Annotated in this window: 3 protein-coding genes, 1 tRNA gene and 1 pseudogene; 3 read left to right on the top strand and 2 right to left on the bottom strand. The window is 61.9% G+C overall.

The genetic code is table 11. From position 1 onward, the window contains the following. Nucleotides 1-261: 261 nt before the first annotated feature. Nucleotides 262-337, bottom strand: a tRNA-Phe gene (locus AB4Z11_RS28000). Nucleotides 338-433: 96 nt separating this feature from the next. On the opposite strand from AB4Z11_RS28000, the gene AB4Z11_RS27995 reads away from it, so the two are divergent. Genes AB4Z11_RS27995 through AB4Z11_RS27985 form a run of 3 tightly spaced genes read left to right on the top strand, consistent with a single transcriptional unit; the run spans nucleotide 434 to nucleotide 2,651 of the window. Then, nucleotides 434-820, top strand: a complete 387-nt coding sequence (locus AB4Z11_RS27995) for a GtrA family protein (protein ID WP_442029106.1) — start codon at nucleotides 434-436, stop codon at nucleotides 818-820. 11 nt (nucleotides 821-831) lie between these two features. After that, nucleotides 832-1,320 carry a hypothetical protein gene (locus AB4Z11_RS27990; RefSeq protein ID WP_442029105.1) on the top strand — a complete coding sequence of 163 codons (489 nt, stop codon included), beginning with the start codon at nucleotides 832-834 and terminating at the stop codon, nucleotides 1,318-1,320. Then, complete coding sequence (locus AB4Z11_RS27985; RefSeq protein WP_442029104.1) at nucleotides 1,317-2,651, top strand: GAF domain-containing protein; 1,335 nt, start codon at nucleotides 1,317-1,319, stop codon at nucleotides 2,649-2,651. Before AB4Z11_RS27990 ends, AB4Z11_RS27985 begins: the two co-directional genes overlap by 4 nt. Here the strand turns inward: AB4Z11_RS27985 and AB4Z11_RS27980 are convergent. Further along, nucleotides 2,648-3,034 (bottom strand): annotated as a pseudogene (locus tag AB4Z11_RS27980) (hypothetical protein); the annotation flags it as partial. The gene AB4Z11_RS27985 and the pseudogene AB4Z11_RS27980 sit on opposite strands and share 4 nt — an antisense overlap.

The following is a 3,034-nucleotide window of genomic DNA, read 5'->3' as shown; positions in this document are numbered from 1 at the left end:
GTTGTTTACCTATCGATAGATAGATAATACTTCCGAGTTTTGGGTGCGTCAAGCAATTTAGCGACCGCGCATTGAGCACGTCGCGGCCGGCCGCGGAACACGACATATGGCCGCTGAAAGGGTCTTGGGACAGGGGGGGGCAGCGACGGCGAAAACGGTACGTGAGACCGTAGCCGAGAATGGACCGGAAAACCCGGAAATGTTGCGCACAAAGCAAAAACGCCGATCAGCAATGGATCGGCGTTTCGTGAGGTATGTTCTTGGTGGCCCGGGGCGGAATCGAACCACCGACACAAGGATTTTCAATCCTCTGCTCTACCAACTGAGCTACCAGGCCAAGGCGCGCAATTATAGCAGGGTGTTTGGCCGGTTGGCTAGTCCCTTGTTTTATAATCGCGGGCTGGCGCCCTGGGGGCGTTTCAAGAACATCAACATGAGCAAGTCGACCCATCAGCAATTCCTGCGCTTTGCGGCCAATGGCGTGGCCGGACTGGTCGCCGATATGGCGGCGCTGTATCTCGCCCTGGCGCTGGGCTGCGGCTATTACGTGGGACGGTTGCTGTCCTTCCTGTTTGCCGTCTGGGTGACCTGGCGGCTGAACCGCCGCTACACCTTTGCCGCCACGGACAGCGTCTGGCGCGAGTGGTGGCGCTATCTGGTCGCCATGCTGGGCGGCGGTGCGATCAACTATGCGGCCTACACCCTCGCGCTGCAGCTGCTGCCGCATGCGGCCTGGACCCCGGCGGCCGGTGTGGCGATCGGTTCACTGGCGGGCATGACTTTCAATTTCATTACCGCCAAGCGCTTCGTGTTCAGATAGAATCGTCCGACATGAGCTCGCCCTCCCTCGATGCCGGACAAATCGCCTTCATGCGTGCGGGCGTGTCGATCAGCGTCGCCACCTGTTCGGCGGGCGGCGTGCCGGAGCTGGTGCGGGCCATCGGTTGCCGGGTGAGCGATGACGGCAGCAGCGTCACTGTCTTCGTGCCCGAGTCCAAATCCCAGTGCGTGCAGCGCGATATCTTTGCCAATGGACGCATCGCAGTCGCCTTCACCCAGCCTTCCAGTCACCGCACGATGCAATTGAAAAGCGATGATGCACGGGTGACCGCATCTTCAACCGAAGACCTGCAAGTGGTGGCAGCCTACTGCGATGCCTTTGTGGCCGAAGTGGGCGCGATCGGCTTCCGCGAAGAGATGGTGCGCATGCTGCTTTCCTGTCCGCCGAATGAACTGGTGGGGCTGAGCTTCCGCCCGCAGCAAGCCTTCACACAGACGCCCGGCCCCAACGCAGGCAAACCGCTGGAGGCTGGAGCATGAGCGAGGTCCGCCTCGACACGATCCGCGAGTGCTTCGAGGGCGTGATCCCCGCGGTGCTGGCGACTGCCGATAAGGAAGGCGTGCCGAACGTCTCCTATCTCTCGCAAGTGCAGTACATCGATCGCGAACACATTGCGCTGTCCTACCAGTTCTTCAACAAGACGCGCCAGAACATTCTTGCCAATCCTCGCGCGCGGCTGATGGTCATCAATCCCTTTACGGGCGCGCAGTATTCGCTGCAGATCGAATACCTGCGTACTGAAACTTCGGGATCGCTGTTCGAGAGCATGAAGGCGCGTCTGGCGGGAATTGCCTCGCACGTCGGCATGAGCGGCGTATTTCATTTGCTAGGTTCGGACGTCTACCGCGTCAACGACCTGCTGCGGGTGGACAAGGATGCCGTCCCCGCGCCGGAAGCGTCGCGCAACACACTGGCCGCGCTGCGCGTATGCTCCGAGCGCCTGGCCGCTTGCCGCGACCTGGATCGCCTGTTCGACGAAATCATGGCCTGCCTGGACGAGAAGCTGGGAATCAGCCACGCCATGCTGCTGATGCACGATAGGGCAGCGGGCAATCTGTACACCGTGGCCAGCCACGGTTACGCCGAATCCGGTGTGGGCTCCGAAATTCGCATGGGGCAGGGCGTGATTGGTGTGGCCGCGCGCGAGCGCACGCCGGTCCGCATCAGCCATATGACGGCGGAGTACAGCTACAGCCGCGCCATTCGCGAGCAGCTGACGGACAGCGAACTGGCGGAAGAGATCCCGTTTCCCGGACTGGCCGAATCGCGCAGCCAGCTGGCCGTGCCGATCGTCGGTTGCGACTATTTGCTTGGTGTGCTGTATGTGGAGAGTCCGCAGGATCTGCGCTTCAGCTATGACGATGAAGATGCGCTGGTCACGCTGAGCGGCCAGCTGGCGATGCAGATGTACATCCTGCAGAACGCGGCGCAAGCCGAACCTGAGCCGCTTGCAGCGCCGGACGAAGCGCGCGCGCAGCGCGAAGCGGCGCCGCTGCTGGTGCGCCATTACGCAGGCAACGATTCCGTGTTCTTTGGCGACGATTACCTGATCAAAGGCGTAGCGGGCGCGGTGCTGTGGTGCCTGCTGAAGGACCACGCGACTCTGGGCCGCACGTGTTTCAGTAACCGCGAGCTGCGCCTCGATCCACGTATCCGCCTGCCCGATGTCAGCGACAATCTGGAAGCGCGCCTGGTGCTGCTGGCGCGCCGCCTGTGCGAACGTGATGCGGGAGTGCAGATCGAGAAAACAGGCCGCGGCCATTTCCGTCTTTGCGTGCGCCAGCCCCTGGTGCTGCATGAGGTGATTTAGGCTGCCAGGGCTTGCGGTGCAGCCAGCGCCGCGTCCAGCTTTTGCGCGGAGCGTTGATCGAGCAGCGAGCGTGCAAAACCGAGCATGCCTTCAAAGACCGGCGGAGGCATCCCGGCGCGCATGCCCATCATCATGCCTGCCAGTTCGGACGGGTTAAGTGCGGGGATCATCCAGCGCATGGCGAGCTGCATCTCTTCCTGCGGAATGGTGCTGACCAGGGCATCGTGGATGCCATCCAGTTCTTCATCCGTGTAGTGGGCCCACAGGATGGCGTTGTTCTCCGTTTCTTCCATATTCATGTGCACCAGGTTCTCGCCGACGAAGACGGACAATTGCAGGTGCAGGTGGTCCAGGTAATCCTGGCGCCTGGCGCCGCTGTGTTC

Source organism: Pseudoduganella sp. RAF53_2 (assembly GCF_052113985.1).
In the GTDB taxonomy this organism is placed as follows: Bacteria; Pseudomonadota; Gammaproteobacteria; order Burkholderiales; family Burkholderiaceae_D; genus Rugamonas.
This window is presented reverse-complemented; position numbering and strand designations above follow the sequence as displayed.